Origin of the sequence: Pseudomonas tremae (assembly GCF_001401155.1) — a bacterium.
GTDB lineage: Bacteria > Pseudomonadota > Gammaproteobacteria > Pseudomonadales > Pseudomonadaceae > Aquipseudomonas > Aquipseudomonas tremae.
Window position 1 is genome coordinate 1 of sequence record NZ_LJRO01000259.1, and the last position, 299, is coordinate 299.

Genomic DNA, 299 nt, shown 5'->3' on the forward strand with positions numbered 1-299 from the left:
GCGCAGCGGCAGCATGCCCACCAGGCTTCTGAGCAGCGTGGTCTTGCCCATGCCGTTACGGCCCATGATCGCCAGCGACTCGCTCGGTGCAAGCTCCAGGCTAAGGTCACGCAGCACATGGCTGTCGCCGTAATACACATTGAGGTGAGAGACATTCAGCATGTTCAGTGCCCCAGGTAGACGTCGATGACGCGAGGATCGTTCTGTACCTGATCCATCGAGCCGTAGGCCAGGGTCTTGTCCTGATGCAGGACGGTGACCTTGTCGGCCACCGATTTCACGCACTCCATGTAGTGCTC

Annotated in this window: 2 protein-coding genes; both read right to left on the bottom strand. The window is 59.5% G+C overall.

The features are described 5' to 3' along the window. Positions 1 to 162 (bottom strand): ATP-binding cassette domain-containing protein (locus tag ALO43_RS31855; protein ID WP_157062311.1); only part of this gene is annotated, 162 nt, incomplete at its 3' end. Positions 163 to 164: 2 nt separating this feature from the next. Next, a partial coding sequence (locus tag ALO43_RS29025) for an ABC transporter ATP-binding protein C-terminal domain-containing protein (RefSeq protein ID WP_459564955.1) occupies positions 165 to 299 on the bottom strand: 135 nt, incomplete at its 5' end.